At 63.8% G+C, this 23,192-nt stretch carries 19 protein-coding genes; 10 read left to right on the plus strand and 9 right to left on the minus strand.

Annotation, left to right across the window (positions count from 1 at the left end; genetic code table 11):
* Positions 1-26: 26 nt before the first annotated feature.
* The 3 genes from C7451_RS11300 to C7451_RS11310 are packed head-to-tail and all read right to left on the minus strand — an operon-like array spanning position 27 to position 3,255.
* Complete coding sequence (locus tag C7451_RS11300; RefSeq protein ID WP_110299080.1) at positions 27-1,706, minus strand: type II and III secretion system protein family protein; 1,680 nt, start codon at positions 1,704-1,706, stop codon at positions 27-29.
* On the minus strand, positions 1,703-2,740 hold the full coding sequence (gene cpaB / locus C7451_RS11305) for a Flp pilus assembly protein CpaB (RefSeq protein WP_110299081.1): 1,038 nt from the start codon (positions 2,738-2,740) through the stop codon (positions 1,703-1,705). The genes C7451_RS11300 and cpaB overlap by 4 nt, the downstream gene beginning before the upstream one ends.
* 41 nt (positions 2,741-2,781) lie before the next feature.
* On the minus strand, positions 2,782-3,255 hold the full coding sequence (locus tag C7451_RS11310) for an A24 family peptidase (protein ID WP_110299082.1): 474 nt from the start codon (positions 3,253-3,255) through the stop codon (positions 2,782-2,784).
* A gap of 21 nt (positions 3,256-3,276) precedes the next feature.
* On the opposite strand from C7451_RS11310, the gene C7451_RS11315 reads away from it, so the two are divergent.
* The 4 genes from C7451_RS11315 to C7451_RS11330 all read left to right on the plus strand — a co-directional run bounded on the left by C7451_RS11315 (position 3,277) and on the right by C7451_RS11330 (position 6,374).
* Entirely contained in the window at positions 3,277-4,260 is a 984-nt protein-coding gene (locus C7451_RS11315) for an alpha/beta hydrolase (protein ID WP_110299083.1), read from the plus strand.
* A complete protein-coding gene (locus tag C7451_RS11320) occupies positions 4,260-5,372 on the plus strand; it encodes an NAD(P)/FAD-dependent oxidoreductase (protein ID WP_208625202.1) in 1,113 nt (370 codons plus the stop codon). Before C7451_RS11315 ends, C7451_RS11320 begins: the two co-directional genes overlap by 1 nt.
* A gap of 64 nt (positions 5,373-5,436) precedes the next feature.
* The gene (locus C7451_RS11325; RefSeq protein WP_110299085.1) at positions 5,437-5,619 is read left to right on the plus strand and encodes a YegP family protein; all 183 of its coding nucleotides are present in this window, start codon (positions 5,437-5,439) and stop codon (positions 5,617-5,619) included.
* A gap of 224 nt (positions 5,620-5,843) precedes the next feature.
* Positions 5,844-6,374 carry a DsrE family protein gene (locus tag C7451_RS11330; protein ID WP_110299086.1) on the plus strand — a complete coding sequence of 177 codons (531 nt, stop codon included), beginning with the start codon at positions 5,844-5,846 and terminating at the stop codon, positions 6,372-6,374.
* A gap of 19 nt (positions 6,375-6,393) precedes the next feature.
* Here the strand turns inward: C7451_RS11330 and C7451_RS11335 are convergent, their stop codons facing one another.
* Entirely contained in the window at positions 6,394-7,275 is an 882-nt protein-coding gene (locus tag C7451_RS11335; protein WP_110299087.1) for a LysR family transcriptional regulator, read from the minus strand.
* Positions 7,276-7,383: 108 nt separating this feature from the next.
* Between C7451_RS11335 and C7451_RS11340 the strand changes: the two genes are divergently transcribed.
* Both C7451_RS11340 and C7451_RS11345 read left to right on the plus strand, forming a co-directional pair.
* Entirely contained in the window at positions 7,384-8,532 is a 1,149-nt protein-coding gene (locus C7451_RS11340) for an isovaleryl-CoA dehydrogenase (RefSeq protein WP_208625205.1), read from the plus strand.
* A 130-nt stretch (positions 8,533-8,662) separates the two neighbouring features.
* Positions 8,663-10,264 (plus strand): carboxyl transferase domain-containing protein, encoded by a 1,602-nt coding sequence (locus C7451_RS11345; protein ID WP_110299089.1) that lies wholly within the window; start codon positions 8,663-8,665, stop codon positions 10,262-10,264.
* Between the two features lie 95 nt (positions 10,265-10,359).
* On the opposite strand, the gene C7451_RS11350 is transcribed toward C7451_RS11345, so the two are convergent.
* Positions 10,360-10,689, minus strand: coding sequence for a GIY-YIG nuclease family protein (locus tag C7451_RS11350; protein ID WP_110299090.1), 330 nt, complete (start codon positions 10,687-10,689; stop codon positions 10,360-10,362).
* A 68-nt stretch (positions 10,690-10,757) separates the two neighbouring features.
* Between C7451_RS11350 and C7451_RS11355 the strand changes: the two genes are divergently transcribed.
* The 4 genes from C7451_RS11355 (at position 10,758) to C7451_RS11375 (ending at position 15,976) form a co-directional block, all read left to right on the plus strand.
* On the plus strand, positions 10,758-12,647 hold the full coding sequence (locus C7451_RS11355) for an acetyl-CoA carboxylase biotin carboxylase subunit (protein ID WP_110299091.1): 1,890 nt from the start codon (positions 10,758-10,760) through the stop codon (positions 12,645-12,647).
* Positions 12,648-12,856: 209 nt separating this feature from the next.
* Positions 12,857-13,309: a MaoC family dehydratase gene (locus C7451_RS11360; RefSeq protein ID WP_110299092.1), complete on the plus strand. Its 453-nt coding sequence runs from the start codon at positions 12,857-12,859 to the stop codon at positions 13,307-13,309.
* A 202-nt stretch (positions 13,310-13,511) separates the two neighbouring features.
* On the plus strand, positions 13,512-15,296 hold the full coding sequence (locus C7451_RS11370) for a DUF885 domain-containing protein (protein WP_110299094.1): 1,785 nt from the start codon (positions 13,512-13,514) through the stop codon (positions 15,294-15,296).
* Between the two features lie 218 nt (positions 15,297-15,514).
* Positions 15,515-15,976 carry a nuclear transport factor 2 family protein gene (locus C7451_RS11375; protein ID WP_244181825.1) on the plus strand — a complete coding sequence of 154 codons (462 nt, stop codon included), beginning with the start codon at positions 15,515-15,517 and terminating at the stop codon, positions 15,974-15,976.
* Between the two features lie 54 nt (positions 15,977-16,030).
* Here C7451_RS11375 and C7451_RS11380 read toward each other — a convergent pair whose 3' ends face one another.
* The 4 genes from C7451_RS11380 to C7451_RS11395 form a co-directional block, all read right to left on the minus strand.
* Positions 16,031-16,330 carry a hypothetical protein gene (locus tag C7451_RS11380; protein WP_023838966.1) on the minus strand — a complete coding sequence of 100 codons (300 nt, stop codon included), beginning with the start codon at positions 16,328-16,330 and terminating at the stop codon, positions 16,031-16,033.
* Positions 16,331-16,372: 42 nt separating this feature from the next.
* Positions 16,373-19,279, minus strand: a complete 2,907-nt coding sequence (locus tag C7451_RS11385) for a M16 family metallopeptidase (RefSeq protein WP_110299095.1) — start codon at positions 19,277-19,279, stop codon at positions 16,373-16,375.
* Between the two features lie 130 nt (positions 19,280-19,409).
* On the minus strand, positions 19,410-21,554 hold the full coding sequence (locus C7451_RS11390) for an acylase (RefSeq protein ID WP_110299096.1): 2,145 nt from the start codon (positions 21,552-21,554) through the stop codon (positions 19,410-19,412).
* A 76-nt stretch (positions 21,555-21,630) separates the two neighbouring features.
* Positions 21,631-23,187: a tetratricopeptide repeat protein gene (locus tag C7451_RS11395; RefSeq protein WP_146215355.1), complete on the minus strand. Its 1,557-nt coding sequence runs from the start codon at positions 23,185-23,187 to the stop codon at positions 21,631-21,633.
* Positions 23,188-23,192 lie beyond the last annotated feature (5 nt).

Below are 23,192 nucleotides of genomic sequence, written 5' to 3' on the forward strand. Positions count from 1 at the left end.
ATTCTCCTCAGAGCGGGTCGCTGGCGTCAGTCGAACGAAAAGCCGGGTGCTGCGGCGATGTCGGCGGGCTTGTCACCCTGTCTGGCCCTGGCCTTTCGCGCATCACGCTGCGGTTTGGCGCCCGAAGAGGGCATCGCACGCGGCTCGGCAGGAAGGGCGCCGAATTCCGGTCCGCCGCTGCCACTTTCGGCAGGGGCAACACTCGGCTTGGGCCGGTCACCTCCGGTGATGCCGTCAGACTGCTGATTGTTGATCAGCCGCTGCAGCTCGTCCGGCGTGCGGAACGCATCGGTGGGCAGCTTGATGTCATTGGCGTTGACCGGGTTCACCAGATAGGGCGTCACCACGATGACCAGTTCGGTCTCGCCCTTGCGGAAATTGGACGACTTGAACAGGTTGCCAAGCACAGGCATGTCGCCAAGCCCCGGCGCCTTGTCGACCAGATCCTGCGAGTTGTTGCTGAGCAGTCCTGCGATCATGAAACTCTCGCCCGACCCCAGTTCCACCGTGGTTTCGGCGCGGCGGGTGGTAAGCGCCGGGACCTGGAAGCCGCCCAGCGTCACAGAGCCTGCCGACGAAAGTTCCGATACTTCGGGGCGAACGCGCATCGAGATGCGGCCATTGGCCAGCACCGTGGGCGTGTAGGCCAGGCTGACACCGAAGCGCTTGTATTCGATACTGGTCGCTCCCAGGCCCTGGTTGATCGGGATGGGGAACTCGCCGCCTGCCAGGAAGTCTGCGGTTTCGCCCGAAAGCGCGGTCAGATTGGGCTGCGACAGCGTGGTCACTAGGCCAACCTGCTCAGCCAGATCGAAGGCGCTGGCGATGTCGAGGCCGAACAGCCGGCCCGCGGCCTGGATGGCGGTCTTGCCGTCAATGCCGTTGTTGAAGGTGGTGGTAGTTCCGCCGGCGACGAACTGGCCGGTCACGGGGTTGAACGGCAAGGTCAGCGATCCTGCCGGCAGCCCGAACTGCGCCGATGCGTCGAGCCGCGGAAGCGTGCTCACGTTCAGGGTGTCCTGGATCGTCGCAAAATTGCGCGATGCACGGCCGATGCCGAACTGGAAGCCGCCCGTCAGGTCGCGGGTCAGTAGATTGGCGCCGATTTCCTTGACCAGCGAGCGGCTGACCTCGGCGATGCGGACCTGCAGGTTCACCTGCATCGGCGTTGCCGTGGCCAGACGGCTGATAACCTTCACATTGTCACCGACAAAGGCCTGGACCAGCCGCGCTGCTTCCGCGCTGTCCTCGGGCGCGCCGACGGTGCCCGTCAGCAGGACAACGCCATTGAGGGTGCTCACGCGGACCTTGGCATCGGGCATGGCAAGCAACAGCATCTGATCGATCGAATCGATGTTCGACCCCACCCGGACCGTGGCCGAGTAGACCACCTGTCCCGCTGAATTGCTGGCGTAGAGCGTGGTCTCGCCACCGGCCTTGCCGAACACGTAAAGCTGTTTCGATGATTTGACCTGCACATCGGCGACGCTGGTATCGGCCACGAACAGGTCGGTCATCGTGCCGGGCAACTGGATCAGCTGGCCCCGGCCAATCGAGAGGACCAGCGTTTCGGTCGGCCGCTGCACGGCGGATTGCGCCTTGGCGACGCCATCCAGAGCTGGGACCAGCCCCGTCAGCGCGGTGGTCGCCGCAATGGCGCAGCCGAGCAGGGCGCCCTTGATCATCTTGGAAGAACGCATGGTCATTTCCCTCCGACCGGAACTTCGGTCACTGTATTTCCACGGGCGACGCGCACGACCGGGCCGATCGGAGCCGCAGCAGCCGGTGCGATGACCTGTTGCGGTGCACCGCCGGGGGCGATGGGGCCGGAATAATCGTTCTGCCGGCGGCTGCCGCCGATTGCCGGGACCGAACGGCGCTGGAAGCGCGACACGTCTCCGCCGGTGACGAAGGTGACATCGGTATCGACCGGGCGGGTGGCCAGGGCCTTGAGCAACTTGTCTTCGGTCCGGCGATCGGCTCCAGCAGGCAGCTTGATGTCGCCAGCGGCCATGGAACGTTCGAGCTCGGCCTCATTGTCCGCGATCGAGCGCAGCGACAGGCTGAGCGTCCCGATGGTCTGCGCCACTGCGATCTTCTCGGCCAGCTTGGGCGTCGCTTCGACCGTGACGGTCGAGAAGGCGATGACCTCGGTCTTGCCCTCCGCATTCTCCGCGTTCACGCGCTGGTCTGTCGCCAGGACGCGCAGGTTGCGGATGATCGTCTCGGAAGCACTGAGCGCCGGGCCATCATCGCCGCCGACCTTCTGGGTCAGCACCAGGTCAACGCGGTCGCCGGGGAACACGAAGCCTGCCACGCCGGTGCGGGCAGAGACGGGCACGGTCACGGCGCGCATGCCGGGGCCGAGCGCTGCAGCAAGGAAACCTCGATCTCCAGGCTTGACCAGCGATCCCTGGGTCACGGGCTGGCCAGCGGTGATGGGATTGCGCACCACCGTGCCCAGCAGCGAATCGATCTTGGCATCGGCTTCGAGGAAATAGGCGTTGTCGACCAGCTCGCTGGGCCAGGGCTGGAAGGCGACGCTATCGGGCGTGATGATCGTGCCGACCGGCAGCGACCGGTTCGCCACCAGCACGCGCGGCCCCGCAGGCGCCGTCATTTGGGGCGCTGCCGTCACCTCGGGTGCAGCCGATCCGGTGAAAAGGCTTCTGGCAAGAAAGGCTGTGCAGAGCGCGATTACGAGCGCTCCTACAAGCAGGATGACTTTCCGTTTATCCATGGCGTCGACAGCCCCCAAAGTCCTTCAGAATGCTCTTAATTTCACGCAAACTGGTTAAAAAACCGTTCGCCAACGGGCCAAAGCGTCGCCATGGCGATCGCGACCCCATAGGGAACCTCGGGCTGGCCGGGCTTTTTCTTCCATTTGTGCTCGGCCAGAACGATCAGGGTAAGCGCTGCCCCGATCAGCGACATGATGATCGTGATCCGCGCCATTTCGGTCCATGGAAACCACAGGGCGATCGCCCCCAGCAGCTTCACGTCACCACCGCCCATCGCGCCGATCGCGAACATCAGCGCAAAGAACAGGAACACGGCTGCGCCGACCGCCAGCTGCATGGCCATGTCCGGCCAGAAGGAGAGTCCGCAGGCCCACCAGAAGACCGGCGCGGCAAGCGCGATGGCTGCGTTCAGCCAGTCCTCGATCTCTCGTCGCTTGATGTCGGTATAGGCCGCGTGCAACAGCGCGATTGCCAAGGCAGCCAGCAGACCGTAGACGAGGGGACCGTTTTCCATGGGGTCTGGCGTATAGCGGGCATGACTTACCAAAAAGTAACCATTGACCGGCGCGCAATTCCGCCAGGCGCGGTCGAAAGCCGCTGGAATGCTGCCGATGGCTGGCCGTTGCGCCGCATCGACTGGATGGCCGATGGTCCGGCCCGGGGTTCGATCCTGTTCATGCCCGGCCGCGGCGACATTTACGAAAAATATCTGGAGACGCTGGCGCACTGGCAGGCGGCCGGCTGGAACGTCACGTCGGCCGACTGGCGCGGGCAGGGCGGCAGCGGCCGGATGAGCGAGCATCAATATGTTGGCCATATCAACGATTTCAGCCAGTGGATCGACGACATTGCCAGCTTCTGGGCGGACTGGGTGGTTTCGCGTCCCGGGCCCTATGTCGTAGTCGGTCATTCGATGGGCGGGCATCTGATCGCCCGCGCCATTCAGGAAAAGCGCATCACCCCCGATGCGATGGTGCTGAGCGCGCCGATGCTGGGATTGAAGGGCCTCGGTCTGCCCTTGTCCGTCGGCCATATGGTCACCAAGCTGATGCGTAGCTTCGGCAGGCCCGAGCGCCCTGCCTGGAAGGTGAGCGAAAAGCCTGCCTCGCCGCTCGCCATCCGCCAGACGCTGCTGACGCATGACAATGACCGCTATCAGGACGAGCTGTGGTGGTGGGCAAGGCGGCCCGAGCTGGTCATGGGTCCGGCGAGCTGGCACTGGGTCGAGCGCGCCTATGAATCGATCATTCGCATGAACGCGCCCGGCCAGTGGGAGAAGCTCACCGTGCCGGTGCTGCTGATCGGCACCAGCGCCGACCAGCTGGTCGACAACAAGGCGGTGGTCGCCGCCGCCGGGCGCATTCCGGGTGCGGAGCTGCTCAGCTTCGGGCGCGAGGCGCGGCACGAGGTGTTGCGCGAGGTTGATCCGATCCGCGACCGGATTCTCGCTGCCATCGACGATTTTCTCGCGCGCAAGGCTCCGGCGGCGCAGACCGAAAAGGCCGGGGCCGCCGCCTGATGGCCGAGTACGACGTTGTCATTATCGGCGCAGGGATTGCCGGGGCCAGCCTTGCTGCCGAAGTCGCGCCGCACGCGCGCGTTCTCGTTGCAGAGGCCGAGGAACGGCCCGGCTATCATTCGACCGGGCGTTCGGCCGCCTTCTGGGCAGAAAGCTATGGCGGGCCGAAGGTCCAGCCGCTGACGACCGCGTCCGGCCCCTGGCTGCATTCGCCGCCGGGCGGCTATGGCGAGCGCAGCTTCCTCGCCCCGCGCGGCGCGCTCACATTAGCGCGGACAGGTGAGGAACCACTGCTCGATGCGTTCGAGGCGGAGTTTGCGGGCACCGGCGTGCGCATGGAGCGCTGGGGGCGGGATCGGATCGCCGCACTGTTGCCGGGGCTGGCGCCGGATATCACGCAAGCGGTATACGAGCCCGATTGCCAGGACATCGATGTCGGCGGCCTGCATCATGCATTTCTTTCCGTCGCAAGGCGCGCAGGCGCGCAGATCGCGCTCAAGGCTCCGCTGGAGCGGGCGGACCATCGTGACGGACGATGGACGCTGCAGCTGGGCGGGCAACAGGTAACCGCGACACGGCTGGTCGATGCCGCCGGCGCCTGGGCCGATCCGGTGGCCGAGCGGTGCGGGGTTCGACCGCTCGGCGTGCAGCCCTATCGCCGCACGGTTGTGCAGTTGCGCACCAGCCCGGCTCCCGTCGCGCGTCTGCCGCTGACCCTGGGCATAAAGGGTGACTATTATTTCAAGCCCGAGGCCGGAAAACTGTGGCTCAGCCCGCATGACGAGACGCCCGAGGACCCCGGCGACACCGCGCCGGACGAGATGGACATGGCGATCGCGATCGACCGATTCTCGCAGGTCGTCGACTGGACCATCGAGGCGGTCGAGCATCGCTGGGCAGGCCAGCGCAGCTTCGCGCCCGACCGGCTGCCGTTGATCGGCTATGCTACTGATCAACCGGCGTTCTTCTGGTTCGCAGGCCAGGGCGGTTTCGGAATCCAGACCGCGCCTGCCGCCGCGCGTCTGGCCGCAAGCGTGCTGCTCGGCCTGACCCCCGATGCCATGCTGAGCCAGGTGGACGCGCAATTGTATAATCCCGCGCGGCTGGGCTGACGACGCTGGCAGCATCGCTGCCGATTTTATATCCTCGACGCATAAACACAGGGGAGTCGAGTCGATGGCGCACAGCTTTGAAATCTACAAGGACAAGGCCGGCGAATTCCGGGTTCGGTTCAAGTACAATTCGGAAACGATGTTCTCGACCGAAGGCTATGCCAGCAAGGCATCGGCCAGGAACGCGATCGAATCGATCAAGAAGAACGGCCCCGAAGCGCCGGTGGTCGACAACAGCGATACCTGAATCGGCGCCGACACCGACCTTGCCGTTCGTGAACACGCAGTTGAGCCTGCTCGCAGGCGCGACCGATCCCGACGAATGGCATCTGGATCTGCAGTCCGTGCACAACCTGCGCTATCAGCTGACGACGCGCACCAGTGTCGCCGCGGTTTGGAGGGGGTGAGATTTGGTGTAGCGTTCTCGGAATTCCCCAATCTGCGGTCATCGTTTTTGTAAAAGGAACTGCCATGCGCATTGCAGTTGGGGCACTTGCCCTTCTCGTCGCCGCTCCTGCCTGGGGGCAGGCCTATCCCAAGGCCGTGCCATCGGCCGGAGTACCTCAGGACATCCCGGCGGCTATGGAAAAGCCTGACCGGTCGCTCCAGTACCGCGTCCTCTTCGACGTGTCGGAGCCCAACCGCGACAAGGATCAGCCGCACCAGACATTGCGCCGCGCAGGCAGCCTGTTGAACGCAATGGCGGCCAATGGCGTCAAGCCGGAAGCAGGAGCGGTCGCGATAGTCGTACATGGCGCACCGGATGCGAACCTGTTGACCGATGCCGCGCATATGAAGCGGTTCGGCAAGCCCAACCCCAGTCTTGCCCTCCTGGAGGAACTGGCAGCGGCAGGGGTTTCGATCCGCATCTGCGGCCAGTCCTATCTCGCACGCGGCTATGCGCGCGACGAGCTTCACCCGGCGGTGCAAGTGGACCTTATGGCGATAGTGACGATCGCCAATTTGATGGCACAGGGCTATGGCGTGGTTCGCGACGATTGATCGGAAAGCGCACCCGCGTTCACCGGTCTGCCCAATCCCCTCCGATCTTCTCTCTCAGCACCCCGCGCACGCGTTCAACAACCGCGTCAGGCACTGAGTCGCTCTCGCGCACCAGCAATCCCAGCGTGCGCACATGCGCGAAATCCTCCATCCGCACCCGCGCGACCCCTGGCGCTGCAAAACAATCCGGCATTACCGTCACGCCGACGCCGGCTGCGACCAGCGCCAGGATGCGGTCGTCGCTGCGCGAGCGAGCGGCGAAGAAGGGGCGGACGCCGCGTGCGGTGAAATGCTGGCTGGTCTGGCCAAGCAGTTCGCAATGGCGGCGCACCAGCATCACGTCGCGCGCCAGCTCGGGTGCGGCGATGGCGGTGCGCTGCGCCAGCGGGTGGCTGGCGGGGAGCGCGAGGCTGTAGCCTTCGGTCACCACCGGCTCGAAATCGGCGCGCAGGCGGCCCTGTGGCTCCATCGTGATCGCCAGGTCGATCCGGGCCGCCTCCAGTCGGTCGGTCAGCTCGCTCGCCCGTCCCTCGACGAACTCGGTGCGGATGCCGTCGAGCTCGGCGAGCGCGGCGGCCATCGCGGCGACGATCGCGGTGGGGAGCGTGGAGAGCACGCCCAGCCGCATTATCGCCTCGGGCCGGTGGTGCTTCATTGCGGCCTCGGCCAGGTTGAACTGCGCCTCGATCCGCCGCGCGTGCTCGGCGAATTGCGCTCCCGTCGGCGTCAAGTCCACTCGCCGGTTGGAGCGGTGGAACAGCCGTGCGCCGACGCTTTCCTCCAGCCGCGCGATGCCGACCGAGAGCGTCGGCTGGGTGACGTTGCAGCTTTCCGCCGCCCGGGTGAAATTGCCATGTTCGACCACGGCGAGGAAATAGCGCAGCAGATAGCGTTCGATCATAGACAGCGTCTAGGATAAACCCCTTTCAATATCAATTTTCATTGGTTGACTTAGGAAGCTAGAACCGGTGCGATCAGAGATCCAGGAGAGGATGCCATAATGTCCATGATGCCCGATTTCGACTTCGCCCTGGGCGAAGCTGCCGAGATGATCCGCGACACCACGCGGCGCTTTGCCAGCGACAGGATCGCGCCGATCGCCGCCAGAATCGATGCCGAGGACTGGTTCCCGGTCGATCTGTGGCCACAAATGGGCGAGCTCGGGCTGCACGGCATCACGGTGAGCGAAGAGGATGGCGGGCTCGGCCTTGGCTATCTCGAGCATGTCATCGCGATGGAGGAGGTGAGCCGCGCGAGCGCGTCGCTCGGCCTCAGCTATGGCGCGCATTCCAACCTGTGCGTCAACCAGCTGCGCCGCTGGGGCAATGCTGAGCAGAAGGCGAAATATTTGCCCGGCCTGATCTCGGGCGAGCATGTCGGATCGCTGGCCATGTCCGAAGTCGGCGCAGGCTCAGACGTCGTGTCGATGAAGCTCAAGGCCGATGCTGTATCGGGCGGTTACCGGCTCAACGGCACCAAGTTCTGGATCACCAACTCGGCCTACGCCGAGACGCTGATCGTCTATGCCAAGACGGGTGAGGGATCGGGCGGGATCACCGCGTTCATCATCGAAAAGGGAATGCCCGGTTTCAGCATCGGCCAGAAAATCCAGAAGATGGGGATGCGCGGGAGCCCCACGGCAGAGCTGGTGTTCAACGACTGTTTCGTGCCGGATGAAAACGTGATGGGTCCCTTGAACGGCGGGGTCGGCGTGCTGATGAGCGGGCTGGATTACGAGCGCGCGGTGCTCGCCGCAGGGCCGCTGGGCATCATGCAGGCGTGTCTCGACGTGGTGCTGCCCTATGTGCGCGAGCGCAAGCAGTTCGGCCAACCGATCGGCGCGTTCCAGATGGTGCAGGCGAAGGTCGCTGACATGTATGTCGCGCTCAACAGCGCGCGCGCCTATGTCTATGCGGTGGCGCGCGCCTGTGATGCCGGCAAGACGACGCGCTTCGATGCGGCGGGGGCGATTTTGCTGGCGAGCGAGAATGCGGTGAAATGCTCGCTCGAGGCAATCCAGGCGCTGGGCGGGGCGGGGTACACGACCGACTGGCCGGTCGAGCGCTTCCTGCGCGATGCCAAGCTGTATGACATTGGTGCCGGGACGAACGAAATCCGCCGCTTCCTGATCGCGCGTGAATTGATTGGAGCGCGGTGATGCGAATTTGGTCGGCTTCATGCTTTAGCCGTCACCCTGAACTTGTTTCAGGGTCCATTTCTCCCTACGCGGCTTCGGCTCATCGGGCACGATGGATGCTGAAACAAGTTCAGCATGACGGAGTTATGCAATGACCGCTCCCGTTCTCGATACCAAGGTCGACACGAATTCAGACGCCTACCGCGCCGCTTTCGCACACAACAGCGCGCTGCGTGACGAGCTGTGGGCGAAGGTCGCCGAGGCCGCATTGGGCGGCAATGCCAAGTCGCGCGAGCGGCACACCGCGCGCGGAAAGCTGCTGCCGCGCGATCGCGTCGAGCGGTTGCTCGATCCCGGCTCGCCGTTTCTCGAGATCGGCCAGCTTGCGGCCTGTGATCAATATGACGGCGAAATCCCCGGCGGGGGCATGATCGCCGGGATTGGCCGCGTCTCGGGCCGCCAGTGCATGATCGTGTGCAACGATGCCACGGTGAAGGGCGGCACCTATTATCCGATGACGGTGAAGAAGCATCTTCGCGCGCAGGAAATCGCCGAGGCGAACCGGCTGCCGTGCATCTATCTGGTCGATAGCGGCGGCGCGAACCTGCCGCATCAGGCGGAGGTCTTCCCCGATCGCGAGCATTTCGGCCGCATTTTCTTCAACCAGGCGAACATGTCCGCGAAGGGCATTCCGCAGATCGCCTGCGTGATGGGCAGCTGCACCGCAGGCGGCGCGTACGTTCCCGCCATGTCGGACGAGACGGTGATCGTGCGCAACCAGGGCACGATCTTCCTCGCAGGCCCCCCGCTGGTCAAGGCCGCGACGGGCGAGGAAATCAGCGCCGAGGACCTGGGCGGCGGCGACCTGCACGGGCGCAAATCGGGCGTGGTCGATCATGTCGCGGAGAATGACGAGCACGCGCTCACCATCGTGCGCGACATCGTCTCGCACCTCGGGCCGATCCCCAAGCCGAATATCGACGTGCGTGTTCCGCGCGCGCCGAAATTCGACGCGGAAGAGCTCTACGGCATCATCCCCTCGGACGTCCGCGCGCCGTACGACGTGCACGAGGTGATCGCGCGGCTGGTCGATGGCAGCGAGTTCCACGAGTTCAAGGCGCTCTATGGCAGCTCCTTGGTGTGTGGCTTCGCGCATATCTGGGGCATGCCGGTGGCGATTCTGGCCAACAATGGCGTGCTGTTCAGCGAGAGCGCGGTCAAGGGCGCGCATTTCATCGAGCTCGCCTGCCAGCGGCGCATTCCGCTGTTGTTCTTGCAGAATATCAGCGGCTTCATGGTTGGCGGCAAGTACGAGGCGGAAGGCATTGCCAAGCATGGCGCCAAGCTGGTGACGGCGGTCGCCACGGCGAGCGTGCCCAAGGTGACCGTGCTGATCGGCGGCAGCTTCGGCGCGGGCAATTACGGCATGTGCGGCCGCGCCTATTCGCCCCGCTTCCTGTTCACCTGGCCCAATGCGCGCATCAGCGTGATGGGCGGCGAACAGGCGGCGAGCGTGCTGGCGACCGTCCACCGCGACGCGGACAAGTGGGACGAGCGCGAAGCCGAGGCGTTCAAGGCCCCGATCCGCCAGAAATACGAGGACGAGGGCAATCCCTATTACGCGACCTCGCGGCTGTGGGACGACGGCATCATCGATCCCGCGCAGACGCGCGACGTGCTGGGCCTGGCGTTCGCGGCGTGCCTCAACGCGCCGGTTGAGGAGGCCCCCCGGTTCGGGGTGTTCCGGATGTGAGGGGGGAGGCCACGCACCACTCCCGTCACCCAAATCCTCCCCGAGCTTGTCTCGGGGAGGGAGAGCGCGCACTTACCCGTCACCCTGAACTTGTTTCAGGGTCCATTCTTCCTGCCGCGCGGCGGGAGAGGATCAAAACCCAGACCCACCGCCAGGTCCGCCCAATTTGGGTTGTCGCTCTCGATCAGGTTGATCTTCCATTGCCGGTGCCAACGCTTGATTTGCTTTTCGCGTTCGATTGCCCCCTCCATGGTGTCGAACAGTTCGAAACGGACAAGCCGGTGGACATGATAGCGCGACGTAAAGCTCTTGATTTCTTCGGTGCGGTGCTGATGCAGCCGTCCGACCAAGTTCGAAGTGACGCCGATGTACAACGTCCCATAGGCGTCGCTCGCCAGGATGTAGACGCAAGGTTCCCGGTCCATCACGCTCCCAGCAATGCCGCACCATGGACCCTGAAACAAGTTCAGGGTGACGGAAGAGGTTATCTCCCATGCTGAAATCCCTCCTCATCGCCAATCGTGGCGAGATCGCCTGCCGGATCATCCGCACCGCGCGCGCCTTGGGCATCCGCACCGTCGCGGTGTATTCGGACGCCGACGCGAAAGCGCTGCATGTGCGTCAGGCCGATGAAGCCGTGCATATCGGGCCGTCGCCGGCGCGCGAATCCTATCTGGTGGGTGAGAAGATCATTGCCGCCGCGAAGCAGACCGGCGCGGAGGCGATCCATCCGGGCTATGGTTTCCTCTCGGAAAACGCCGAATTCGCGCAGGCCGTGATCGATGCCGGGCTGATCTGGGTCGGCCCCAAGCCGGATTCGATCCGCGCCATGGGCCTCAAGGACGCCGCAAAGAAGCTGATGGACGCAGCGGGCGTCCCCACCACGCCCGGCTATCTGGGCGAGGACCAGAGCCCCGAGCGGCTCGCGGCAGAGGCAGAGCGCATCGGCTATCCGGTGCTGATCAAGGCGGTCGCGGGCGGCGGCGGCAAGGGGATGCGCAAGGTCGACGACCCCGCCGGTTTTGCCGACGCGCTGGTTTCGTGCAAGCGTGAGGCGGCGGCGAGCTTCAGCAATGATGTCGTGCTGCTCGAAAAATGGATCGAAAGCCCGCGCCATATCGAGGTGCAGGTGTTCGGCGATGCCCATGGCAATGTCGTGCATCTGTTCGAGCGCGATTGCTCGCTGCAACGCCGCCACCAGAAGGTGATCGAGGAAGCGCCTGCGCCCGGCATGGACGAGGTGACGCGCGCGGCGGTGTGCGGCGCGGCGGTGCGCGCGGCCAAGGCGGTGGATTATCAGGGCGCTGGCACGATCGAGTTCATCGCCGATGGGTCGGAAGGCCTGCGCGCCGACCGCATCTGGTTCATGGAAATGAACACGCGGCTGCAGGTCGAACATCCGGTGACCGAGGAGATTACCGGGGTCGATCTGGTCGAATGGCAGCTGCGCGTGGCCAGCGGCGAGCCTATCCCGCTCAAGCAGGAAGAGCTCAGCATCAACGGCTGGGCGATGGAAGCGCGGCTGTATGCGGAGGACCCGGCGAAGGGGTTTTTGCCGAGTATAGGGCGTCTCGAACTATTGGATTTCTGTGGCGACGCCCGCATCGATACAGGCGTCGAAGAGGGCTCAGACATCTCGCCATTCTATGATCCGATGATCGCCAAAGTGGTATCGCATGGGGAATCGCGACAAGAAGCGATCGATCTGCTCGTAGGCGAGCTTGAGTCCTCCGCGGTTTGGCCTGTCAGGACAAATTTAGGTTTCCTCGCGAGCCTGTTGCGTGATCCGCAATTTCGCCTTGCCGAGATTGATACCGGGCTCATCGAGCGCAAGCAGGATTCGTTGACCCAGTCGCCAGAACTGAGTGACCGCGCATTGAGCGATGCGCTCAATTGGTTCGTTCGTGACAGCACCGACTTTGACCAGAAAGCCGAACCCCTGTTGGGGTTTCGTCTGAATGGAACGCCCCAGCGTGAATTTCAGCTTGCTGTGAATGGTGAATTAAAGACATTTCAGTACAGTCCAACACCGAAGGGTCAGTATTTCGAGCACGGTTTTCGAGATAGCATTGCGCATGATGCCAAATTCATTTCTATTTCGGGGCACCTGCTCGAAATATCTCTTCCGCGCGCTGATGGTGGTGGTTCGCATAGTGCAGGAAGTGGCTCCATCCTCTCCCCCATGCCGGGCAAGGTGATTGCGGTGGATGTGACTGCGGGGCAGTCGGTCACCAAGGGGCAGAAATTGCTGACGCTGGAAGCGATGAAGATGGAGCATTCGCTCGTCGCGCCGTTCGATGGCGTGGTGGCGGAGTTGAACGCCAGCGAGGGCGCGCAGGTGCAGGTCGAGGCGCTGCTGGTGCGGATTGAGGCGGCGGAGTGATGCGGTCCTTCTCCCTGTCCAGGGAGAAGGATACGGAGCCTTGCGGAGCGCAGCGAGGCTAGGCGCAGTTGGATGAGGGTGATGCGGTGTGCGCACCACGCTGGCGTTGCTGCCCCCTCTCCCAGCTTCGACTAGGCAGCAAGCTGCCAAGTCTTCGCAACCCTCTCCCTCGTGGGGGAGAGGGGGGACATCAGAAGGACGAGGGTGCAATGGCAGGACGATATTTCGACGAGTGGAACATCGGTGACCGGATCGAGCATGAGATCCGCCGGACGGTGACCGAGACCGACAATCTGCTGTTCAGCACGATGACGCACAATCCGCAGCCGCTGCATCTTGATGTCGAGGCGGCCAAGGCGAGTGAGTTCGGGCAGATCCTCGTCAACGGCACCTTCACTTTCTCGCTGATGGTCGGGATGTCGGTGGGCGATACGACCTTGGGCACTTTGGTGGCGAATCTGGGCTATGACAAGCTCGTCATGCCCAAGCCCGTGTTCATCGGCGATACCATGCGCGCGACCAGCGAGGTGGTGGAGCTCAAGGAGTCGAAATCGCGGCCCAATGCCGGGATCGTCACCTTCACGCACGAGCTGATCAACCAGCGCGACGAGGTGGTGTGCCGGTGCCTCAGGTCGGCGTTGATCAAGAAGAAGGGCACCTGATCCCGTCATTCCCGCGAACGCGGGAATCCCGCTTTCTCTTCAGCCGTCGCGGACAAGCGGGACCCCCGCCTTCGCGGGGGTGACGATAAGAGCAGGCACATCAAGCACCTGCCGCATTTCGTATACTGATCGCTTGACCTGCCCGCCGCCCCTCATTCTAATGCCGGACAACAGCTTACGGCATTTCAGAGGGGCCTTTACCATGCGCGCATCCGTCATCCTCGCAACGCTGCTGCTCGGCGTGGCGAGCGTTCCCGCCATGGCGCAGGATGCAGCGCCTTCACCCGCGCCCACCGCGGCCAAGCCCGCGCCTGGCCCGATTGATGCGAAGCTGCGCGCGCTCTATGATGCCGAATGGGAATGGCGGCAGAAGGAAAATGCCCAGGTCAAGGAGGGCAATCGCTGGGTGCAGGGCGATCGCTTCTCGGACGAGACTGCCGCAGCGCAGGCGCGCAGGCTGGCCTATTGGCAGGATGTGCTCAAACAGCTCGATGCCATCCCGATGGACCAGCTTTCGCCCGAGGAGCAGGTCAATGCCGCGGTGTTCCGCCAGTCGGTCTGGGAAAATGCCAAGTGGCTGGAATACAAGACCTATGAAGCACCGTTCAACAGCGACACCTTTTTCTGGGGCGGGCTGAACCCGCGCCAGGGCTTTGGCAACGCGACGGGCTACAAGCGCTATCTGGGGCGGATGCGCGATATTCCGCGCTATTTCGACGAGAATATCGTCAACATGCGCGCAGGGCTCAAGCGCGGTTACACCGTGCCGCGCGTCGGCATCGAGGGGCGCGACACTACGATCGAGGCCTATACCGTGCCGGGCGAGGCCAACCCGTTCTACGACGCCTTCCGCGTGATGCCGCAGAGCATTCCGCCGGCAGAACAGGCGGCGATGCGCGCCGAGGCCTTGAAGGCGATCGAGACATCGGTCGTGCCTGCGTACACGAAGCTGCTCAGCTTCATGCGGACCGAGTACATGCCCAAGGCGCGCACGACGATCGCCGCCTATGCGCTCCCCGATGGCAAGGCCTTCTATCAGGACATGATCAAGGTCTTCACCACGCTCGACCTGACGCCCGAGGAGATTCACGAGATCGGCCTTAAAGAGGTCGCGCGGATCGATGCCGACATGCAGAAGACGATGCGCGAGACCGGGTTCAAGGGCACGTTCCCCGAATTCCTCCAGTTCCTGCGCACCGACCCGCAATTCTACGCCAAGACCCCGCGCGAGCTGCTGGGCGCTGCGGCCTATACGGTCAAGAAGATGGACGGCAAGCTCAAGGACACGTTCAACTTCCTGCCGCGCTATCGCTTCACCGTGTTGCCGGTGCCCGATGTTATCGCACCGATCTACACCTCGGGGCGCGGCGGGCTCGATAGCTGCCTGTTCAACACCTATGACCTGCCGCAGCGACCGCTCTACAACATTCCCGCGCTGGCGCTGCACGAGTGCAATCCCGGCCACAGCTTCCAGGCAGCGGTCGCGCTGGAAGCGCCCGACCGGCCCGACTTCCGCCGCCAGACCTATTTCTCCGGCTATGGCGAGGGCTGGGGGCTGTACACCGAATGGCTGGGATCGAAGATCGGCATCTACGAGACGCCTTACGAGGAGTTCGGCCGCCAGACCTTCGAGATGTGGCGCGCGGCGCGACTGGTGATCGATACCGGGGTGCACACCAAGGGCTGGACCCGTCAACAGGCGATCGACTATCTCGCCAGCCATACCGCGCTTGCTCCGCGCGATGTCGAGACCGAGGTGGATCGCTATATCTCCTGGCCCGCCCAGGCGCTGGCGTACAAGCTGGGCGAACTGAGCCTGCGCAAGATGCGCGCGAAGGCGGAAGCCGAACTTGGCGCGGCGTTCGACCAGCGGCCCTTCCACGATACCTTCCTGATGCTGGGCTCGGTGCCGCTGCCGGTGATGGAGCAGAAGATGGAAGAGTTCATCGCGGCCGAAAAGGCGAAGCTCGCCAAGGCGGGGAAGTGAGCTTCCCCCGCCGCAACGCATCCGTCACCCCCGCGAAGGCGGGGGTCCCGCTATCTTTTCAACCCGTCGCGCAGAAGCGGGATTCCCGCGTTCGCGGGAATGACGGGGGAGGGTGCGGCAACATATCAATCGCAGGGGCCGTTTTCCGGCGAAAGCCGGAATCCAGGGGCGTTGCGCACAAGGTCGCTCTGGGCTCCGGCTTTCGCCGGAGAACGGCTTTGGCTGCCCTTGCATTCATCGCCGCAGCGCCCGTGCATGCGGAAACGCCCGCACCCGAGGCAGAGATCCGCGCTGTCATCGCCGACATGGAAGCGGCGTGGAATCGCAGCGATTTCCAGGGCTATATGCGCGGCTTCCTCAACCCCGGCGTGGTGTTCGTCTCGCGCGGGCAGTTCCAGCGCGACTGGCAGGGGACGTTAGACCATTATGTCCGCGATTATGGCGGGGCGCCCGAGCGGCGGGGGACCCTGCATTTCTACGACATCAAGGTGGAATTGCTCGCCCCCGATGCGGCACAGCTGATCAGCCGCTATCATCTCGATCGCGCCGAAAACCCACAATATGGCATCAACACGCGGCTGATGCGGAAAGTCGGCGGTCGCTGGGTGATTGCGCTCAACCATGTGTCGTCCAGCGAAACGCCCGATCCGAACGACCCAGTGGCCGCGCATCGTCCATAAAAAACCCTCCCCATCACGAGCACGGGGAGGGTCTGTCGAAATTACGGCGAAAGCTTACGCCTTGCGGGTGCCGCTCATCGCCATGGTGCCGAACGCACCTGCCTTGATCTGGCCGGTGATGGTGTCTCCGTCGACGGTGGCGGTGCCTTCGAGCTTCATCGGCATCGGCACCTTCATATCCATCGTCCAGGTCAGCGTGTTGCCGTCGACCTTGCCGTCGGTGATGTCGAGCGAGCCCATCTGGCCGGCATTCGATCCGGTCCAGCTGTCGCCGTCGACATTGACGGTCAGCACCGACTTCTGGTCGCCCATTGGCGATTTGGTCACGCAATCATATTGTCCAGCAACTGACATGGTATTCGTCCTCTCTTGGTGGTTGGTTGAAGGGTAGGTGGCTTATTTGTCTCCTGCGGCAGGTGCCGCGCGGCGAACTTCTACGGGCATGCCCAACGCCTTGAGCTGCTCTTCGACCTTGGCGGCATCGCCCACGATCACCCAGGTCAGCGCCTTGGGGTTCAGTGCGCTGCGCATCGCTCCGTTGAGCTTCTCGGCATCCATGCTGCGATATTGCGCGGCCAGGCTTTCGGCATAGTTGGTCGGGCGGCCATAAAGCGCGTCCGACTGCATCTGCGACAATACGGCGGCGGAGCGCTCATAGGTGCCCGCCAGCTCCAGGCTGCTGCCCTTGACGGTGCGGTCCAGCTCTTCCGGCGTTACCCCCTTGCTGCCGATGAAATCGTTCATCTGGTCGATGATCGCCTGAACCGAGGGGCCGGTCTGGTTGGTCTGCACAGGCGCAAAGGCCAGGAACGGCACGTCGTTCTTGGGCCGCTGGATCAGCGTGCGGGTGCCGTACGACCAGCCCTTGGTCTCGCGCAGGTCCATGTTGATGCGCGAGAGGAAATCGCCGCCCAGAATGTCGTTGGCGGTTTCCAGCGCCAGCAGGTTGTCAGTGCCCTTGGCCTTCAGCACCTGACCCGCGAGGATCAGCGACTGCGGCGAATTGGGCCGGTCGATCAGGATGATGCGGCCCTGGCCTTCGGGGATCGCCGCGCTGAAATCCTTCTGCATCAACGCCATGCGGTTCGACGGCCATTTGCCGAAGCGCTCTTCCAGCATCGGCATGATGTCCTTGAGGCTGGTATCGCCCACGACGAAGATCGACGCTCGCTCGGGCCGCATCCACTGGCTGTGATAGGCGGCGAGCTGGTCGCGGGTCAGCTTGGCGACGACCGCCGGATCACCGGTGCCGGTCAGCGGCACGCCATAGGGGTGGGCAGTGCCATAGAGCAGCGGCGGCAGGTTGCGCAGCGCGATGCCCTGAGGCTGGGTGAACTCCGCCTGGATGCGGGTGAGCTGCTGCACGCGCACGCGCTCGAGCTCCTTGGCATCGAAGGCGGGGGTGCGGATGACATCGGCGAGCAGATCGAGCGACGCGCCCAGATTGGCCTTCATCGCGCTCATCGAAACGATCGTGCGGTCAAGATCGGACGAGGCGTTGATATTGGTGCCCAGCCGCTCCTGCGCCTCGGCAAGCTGCACCGAGTTGAGCTTCTGCGTGCCTTCCTGCAGCAGCGCGATCATCAGGCTGTTGGTGCCCAGTGCGTCCTTGGGGTCGCTGGCATAGCCCGCATCGAAGCTGACCGCTACGCGCACCACAGGTACGGCGGTCCGCTTCGCGAAGCGCACCTTGATGCCGTTGGACAGCGTCGCTTCCTCGACATCGGGGAAGTCCAAATCGGGCACCGCGCCAGCCTCGGGGAAGGTCGAACGGTCGACCGCAGCGAGCGGCTGCTTGCTCGCAGCGCCTGCAGCCATCGCGTCTTCGGCCATGCTCGAATAGAACGCGGGTGCATTGAGAACGCCCGTGCGCATCGCCGGCCCATTGCCGGTTGCCTTGCCGCTGCCGCCTGCGACTTCCTGATAGGCGTCGCGCTCGCCGGGCAGCACGTGCAGCTTGGCGACGGGGCGCGTCAGCCATTTCTGCATTGCAGCGGTCACCTTGGCGGGCGTCATGCCGGCCAGCATGTCGAGCTGCTTCTTGTAAAAGGCCGGATCGTCCGAATAGAGCGCGCCCTCGGCCAGCGTCACCGCCTTGCCGGTAAAGCCGCCAACCTGCTCCAGCCCGTTGATCCGCTGGGCAGCCTCGCGCGTGGCGACGCGCTGCACTTCATCGGCGGTCGGGCCCTTGGCGATGAAATCGGCGAGGATTTCGTCGAGCCGCTTCGAGACCGCCGCGACGTCCGCGCCGGGCTTCACATCGACATAGGTCTCGAAAATGCTGCCATGCACGAACGGCTGGGCCGATGCGGTAACGGCGACGGCGGTCTGCTCATCGCGCACCAGGATATTGTCGAGCCGCGAGCTGGCAAGGCCGCCCAGAACGGTCGCGGCCACATCGAGCGCGGCATAATCAGGGTCATTGAGGCCCGGCACGGTCCAGAAGCGATAGAGGCGCGCGGTCGGCACCTTGTCCTTCATCTCCGCGACCTTCTCCTTGTCGAGCGTCGGCAGCGGCGGGTTCAGCCTGGCCACTTCGGGACCCTTGGCGATGTCGCCGAAATATTTCTCCACCAGCGGCTTGGCTTCGGCGACATTGATGTCGCCGGCCAGCACCAGAATGGCATTGTTGGGGCCATAATGGTCGGTGAACCACTTCTTCATGTCGTCGAGCGAAGCGGCCTGCAGGTCCTCCATCGAACCGATGGTCGAATGGCCATAGGGATGCTCGGGCGGAGTGAGCATCTCGATCTGCTTGTATTCGACCAGGCCATAGGGCTGGTTGTCGCCCTGGCGCTTCTCGTTCTGCACCACGCCGATCTGATTGGTCAGCTTTTCCTGGGTGATGCCGTTGAGCAGATGGCCCATGCGGTCGCTTTCCAGGAACAGCGCGCCTTCCAGCCCGGCCTTGGGCACGGTCTGGAAATAATTGGTGCGATCGAACCAGGTGGTGCCGTTATAGTCGGTCGCGCCCAGCTTTTTCAGATATTCGAAATAGTCGCCCGGCGCGTTTTCCGATCCGTTGAACATGATGTGCTCGAACAGATGGGCATAGCCGGTCTTGCCCTTGGGCTCGTGCTTGGAGCCGACATCATACCAGATCGATACCGCGACGATCGGCGCCTTGCGGTCTTCATGGACGATTACGGTGAGGCCATTGGCAAGCGTGAACTGCTGATAGGGAATGTTCACCGTCTTGACGAGATCGGCGACGGGGGCGGCCTGCTGCGCCTGGGCGGGGGAAAGCGCCACGGCCAGGGCCAGCGAAGAAACGGCGATCAGCGAGCGGAAGGGTTTCAGCATGGAAAGTGAACCTCTCTTGGGAGCAAGTTTGTCTGTTCTATTGGATGTCACCAGTAGGGCGAAGCAGTACCGGTGCCGTCTTGGTTGCTGTTTGAAACCATAAGCGTTGCGGGCTCCGTTTCAAGCGCAATCACGGGCGATAGCGCCGCTTGGCATGCGGCATCAGCTGTTCCCGCGTGAAATAGACGGGCTTCGTCTGGTGTTCGACGAACAGCTTGGCCTGGTCGGCATAATGCGGGCTTTCAGGCCGGGTCGTCGCAGCGCCGAAAGGCTGGATCGAGCGCGAGCTCACATTGCCATCCGCATCCCATTCGACGAACTGGATGAAGCTGTCGCCATGGCGCACGGCAAATCGGCCGTCCGTCTCGTCGACGTCCCAGAGCGTCGCGGCGCGCAGCGTGTCCGATCCGCCATCCATCGGCAGGTCGACCTTGCCCTGGCGCAGCCGCAGCACGGTGCCGAGCTTCGGGTTCAGCGTCTTGAAATGCTTTTCCAGATGATCGATCGCCGCGACCAGCTCCTCGCGCGCATCGGGCAGCGGCAGGCGGCGATAGCTCTGCCGCATCGCCGGACGCATCAGCATCAGCGCGAGCGCATCGCCCTTGCCCTTGCCGTCCATCTGCCAGTCCCAGGCACGCAGCAGTTTCTGCGCTTGCGGAATGCGCTTGTCGCCATCAGCCTCGACCGCGAGCAGGGCGTCGATCCAGCCGGTGGCATAATCGGACTTGTCGTAACCGACATCATACTTGATCTGCGCCAGCATCGCCGCGTCGATCTGCCCCGCCGCCTCGAACAGCTTGATCGCCTGGCGGGCACGGTTGGTCATATCGTCTTCGATGCCCATCAGGGCCGAAAAGCTGGCGCGATCAAGCTCGTCACCCGGACCTGCCGCGACGAACGGCGTGTTGTTGGCGTTCATGATGTAACCGGAGGCCGGATTGACCAGCAGCGGCACCCGGTCCCAGGGCAGGTGCGTCTTCCAGATCAGGTCACTGCGGTCGCCGGGCAGCACGCCGCGCCAGTTGGCGCCGGGTTTGCGCGCCGGGAACAGCGCATTATAGGCAAACGCGATATTGCCCTTGGCATCGGCATAGATGAAATTGGTCGCGGGCACGCCCTGGATCGCCATTGCTTGCTGCCATTCGGCAAAATCGCGCGCCTTGTTGATGCGGAAATATTGTTCGAGCATCTTCAATTCGTCGATCCCGGCATAGCGGATCGCGAAGGCGCCCTTATCGTTCAGGATCACCGGGCCATGGACCGAACGATAGACGGTCTGCGGCACGGGCAGGGTAAACGGACCCATCTTGACCTTGAGCCAGACGCGCTTCGATTCCAGGTCGCGCCACTTTCCGTCGAGCCGGTACTGGGTCCTGTCGTCGTTGAGTTCGAGCTTGTAGACATCGATCAGGTCGGGCCGGTTGACCGTGTTGGTCCAGCCGAGCGTCTTGTTGTGGCCCAGGAACGGATAGGGCGATCCGGGGAAGGTCGCGCCCGCAAAATCCCAGCCTTCTTCCGAATGCACCACCAGCTCGTACCAGGCGACCCCGCCGCGCCAGGGCTGGTGCGAGTTGGAAATCAGCCGCGTGACATTGTCGGTCGAACGCGCCGGAGCCACTGCAAAGGCGTTCGATCCGTTCATGTCGGGTTCGGGGCCGATCGGGGTGACGCGCGCGACTTCTTTACCGGAGAGCTTCGGTCCGCCCTCGATCGGCAGGTCCTTGCCCTCGACCAGCGCGCCGAGCACCGAATCGAGGCCGAAGAAAAAGGGCGAGCGCAGCACGAAGCCGGCAGCAATGTCCCGCCCTTCCAGCGGGAACAGGCCGGTCAGCGCTACCTCTTCGGGATGCTTGTCGGCATAATGGTTGAGGCCCGCCGCATAGGCATCGAGCAGCGCGCGGATATCGGCGGGAAGCGTATCGTACTTGCGATCGACGGTGCCTCGAATGTCGAGCAGATGCGCGGCGAAATCGACCTTGGCACCATCCTGCCCGGTCAGCGCCCCGGTGCGCGCGCGGGTCATCGCAGCGACTTCCTGGATTGTCGAGAAATCGTCCTCGCTATGCGCCCAGGCCACGCCATAGGCCACATCGGCATCGGTCTTGCCGAAGATGTGCGGCACGCCGAAATCGTCGCGGACGATCTCGACATCATATGTGCGGGGAGGCGGGGCCTTGCCCGATTCGGCAACCAGCGGTTCCCATAGGGCCAGGGCGATCGCCGTTACGGCAACAAGGACGAGGAGGCTGAGCGCCAGACGTTTGAGCACACGCATGGCGCGCACCTTATCAACCAATCCGTCCGCGTCTACTGACAATGCTGTAGGTAGGATGACGGCTCATCGCACCGGGCTATTTCGCCTTGGCCCCCTGGGTCGGCACGATGCGTATCCGGCCGCCCAGCGGCGCGAAACGTTCCGGCACGATGCGGGCCAGCTTGTCGAACTCGGCGGCCAGTTCGGGGCTCCTGGCGAGCAGCAGATAGGGATCCTGGTCGGTGACCGAGGTCGGCATGCTTTCCATATAGGCGGGCTGCAACTCGCTCATCATCGTGGCGCGCGAATTGTCGCTGGCCAGCGCCTCGCGCGCCCAGGCAATGGCCAGATCCTCGCGACCCGCACACATGGCATAGACGACCGCCGGGCCGGGCGCGTCTTCCCTCAGCCCTTGCATCAGCGCAATTTGCTCTTCCATCTGCCTGGCATGGCCCAGCTTGTGGTGCGAACAGGCGCGCTGCCCCGCGACCAGCGCGCGTGCGTAGGGCGAACCATGCTTTTCTGCAACGGGCGCGGCACGGTCGAGCGCCTTGAGCGCCGCTGCGTGCTGTTCGTCCTCGGCCAGTGCAATCGCATGGTTGATGACATAGTTTACAACCCAGGGATGGGTTTCGGGCTTGAGCGAGGCCAGCCGGTCGATCACCGCAATGCCTTCCTGCTGTCGTCCGCTCGCCTTCAGGCCAATTGCCAAATAGTTGACGATCCAGGCTCCGTCCTCGCTCAGCGCGGCATAATCTGCATCCTTGGCGCGAAACCGCGCGGTCATGTCGAGCAACTGGCCGATCTGTCCCGCTTGGAGCAGGGCATAGCCAAGATCGGACAATCGCTCCGGATCCTCGGGCGCGGCATCATAACGCTCGCGGTTGAGCTTGAGATCGGCTTCGATCAGCCTAACCAGACCGTCGCCTGCCCGTTCCTCCATATAGGGCCAGAGGGAAGCAAAACGGCGGTCGGCAAGCATGCGCGCATAGGCGCTGGTATTCGTGACCAGATCGACCAGCGCTGTATCCGCTTCGCTCAGCTTTGCAGAATCCGCCTTGATGTCGAGCAGGTTGATCGCCGACCCGCCGCGCAGGTCCGGATCGAGCCCAGCAAATTTCGGCGATGCCTGAATTGCCGACCACATCTTCTCGCGCAAGTCATCGCGTTGTGCGCGGATCAGGCTGTTGTTGAGCTGGAAGATCACGGCGGGATCGATCTCGTCCAGCACCGAGTCCTCGCCCCTTCCGGCGATGGTGGCGAGCCGCGCGGCGGCGAGATCATGTTCTTGCAGGTGCGAGTGCAGCGCAAGGGCGAGCTGGTCGAACACCTCAAGCTGCCCGAACTTGGCCTCGGTGCGGACGATCAGGCTCGATGCGTCCTCATAACGCTCCCGCTCGAGCGCGCACATCACAGCGGTGTTCGCCGACATCAGCAATAGCGGGGTGGGACGCGTTTTCGAGCGCTGGAACGCCTCGGCCCAGAGCGGTGCCAGTTCGTCACAGTATCGCGGATCGGGGCGCGCCATCGCCTGCTCGATTGCCTTGGCAAGCTTGGGGTCATCGAGCCCGGGGAAGCTGAATGGCTCAGCCTGTAGCGCCAGCGGCCATGCCAATGCCAGGCTGACGATCAAGCATCGAACTGTGCGCTTCATGAACC

This window comes from Blastomonas natatoria, assembly GCF_003201955.1.
Taxonomy (GTDB): Bacteria; Pseudomonadota; Alphaproteobacteria; order Sphingomonadales; family Sphingomonadaceae; genus Blastomonas; species Blastomonas natatoria.

Coding starts and splice junctions, on each gene's coding strand:
- C7451_RS11320 (WP_208625202.1), top strand. CDS start 4,260: ATGGCCGAGTACGACGTTGTCATTATCGGCGCAGGGATTGCCGGGGCC.
- C7451_RS11315 (WP_110299083.1), top strand. CDS start 3,277: ATGACTTACCAAAAAGTAACCATTGACCGGCGCGCAATTCCGCCAGGC.
- C7451_RS11370 (WP_110299094.1), top strand. CDS start 13,512: ATGCGCGCATCCGTCATCCTCGCAACGCTGCTGCTCGGCGTGGCGAGC.
- C7451_RS11340 (WP_208625205.1), top strand. CDS start 7,384: ATGCCCGATTTCGACTTCGCCCTGGGCGAAGCTGCCGAGATGATCCGC.
- cpaB (WP_110299081.1), bottom strand. CDS start 2,740: ATGGATAAACGGAAAGTCATCCTGCTTGTAGGAGCGCTCGTAATCGCG.
- C7451_RS11385 (WP_110299095.1), bottom strand. CDS start 19,279: ATGCTGAAACCCTTCCGCTCGCTGATCGCCGTTTCTTCGCTGGCCCTG.
- C7451_RS11335 (WP_110299087.1), bottom strand. CDS start 7,275: ATGATCGAACGCTATCTGCTGCGCTATTTCCTCGCCGTGGTCGAACAT.
- C7451_RS11390 (WP_110299096.1), bottom strand. CDS start 21,554: ATGCGTGTGCTCAAACGTCTGGCGCTCAGCCTCCTCGTCCTTGTTGCC.
- C7451_RS11325 (WP_110299085.1), top strand. CDS start 5,437: ATGGCGCACAGCTTTGAAATCTACAAGGACAAGGCCGGCGAATTCCGG.
- C7451_RS11330 (WP_110299086.1), top strand. CDS start 5,844: ATGCGCATTGCAGTTGGGGCACTTGCCCTTCTCGTCGCCGCTCCTGCC.
- C7451_RS11380 (WP_023838966.1), bottom strand. CDS start 16,330: ATGTCAGTTGCTGGACAATATGATTGCGTGACCAAATCGCCAATGGGC.
- C7451_RS11345 (WP_110299089.1), top strand. CDS start 8,663: ATGACCGCTCCCGTTCTCGATACCAAGGTCGACACGAATTCAGACGCC.
- C7451_RS11300 (WP_110299080.1), bottom strand. CDS start 1,706: ATGACCATGCGTTCTTCCAAGATGATCAAGGGCGCCCTGCTCGGCTGC.
- C7451_RS11310 (WP_110299082.1), bottom strand. CDS start 3,255: ATGGAAAACGGTCCCCTCGTCTACGGTCTGCTGGCTGCCTTGGCAATC.
- C7451_RS11355 (WP_110299091.1), top strand. CDS start 10,758: ATGCTGAAATCCCTCCTCATCGCCAATCGTGGCGAGATCGCCTGCCGG.
- C7451_RS11350 (WP_110299090.1), bottom strand. CDS start 10,689: ATGGACCGGGAACCTTGCGTCTACATCCTGGCGAGCGACGCCTATGGG.
- C7451_RS11360 (WP_110299092.1), top strand. CDS start 12,857: ATGGCAGGACGATATTTCGACGAGTGGAACATCGGTGACCGGATCGAG.
- C7451_RS11395 (WP_146215355.1), bottom strand. CDS start 23,187: ATGAAGCGCACAGTTCGATGCTTGATCGTCAGCCTGGCATTGGCATGG.